This window comes from Streptomyces blattellae (assembly GCF_009709555.1).
In the GTDB taxonomy this organism is placed as follows: Bacteria; Actinomycetota; Actinomycetes; order Streptomycetales; family Streptomycetaceae; genus Streptomyces; species Streptomyces blattellae.
This window is the reverse complement of the sequence record NZ_WJBG01000070.1, coordinates 1-323: the sequence shown is the minus strand read 5'-3', so window position 1 is coordinate 323 and position 323 is coordinate 1. Positions and strand designations below refer to the sequence as shown.

Here is a 323-nt window from a genome sequence, read left to right as displayed (position 1 = left end):
AAGGTCCAGTTGGAGGCCTCGGTGTCGACGAAGATGATCCGGGCGTCCTGGAACTGCTTGTCGTCGTCGGCCCAGACGTAGTAGTCGCCGTAGGGGCCTTCCGGGTTGGCGCGCGACTCCTGGAACCACGGGTGCTGGTCGCTGGTGTGGTTCATGACGAAGTCGATGATGACGCGCATTCCGCGCTGATGGGCGGCGTCGACGAATTCCACGAAGTCGGCGAGGTCACCGAACTCCGGCAGGACGGCCGTGTAGTCGGAGACGTCGTACCCGCCGTCCCTGAGCGGTGACTTGAAGAACGGCGGCAGCCACAGGCAGTCCAC

The 323-nt window shown here is 64.4% G+C and carries 1 protein-coding gene; it reads right to left on the bottom strand.

The window, feature by feature from the left end:
* The coding region (locus GFH49_RS01565; protein WP_268867461.1) for an alpha-amylase family glycosyl hydrolase at positions 1 to 323 on the bottom strand (323 nt) is incomplete at both ends.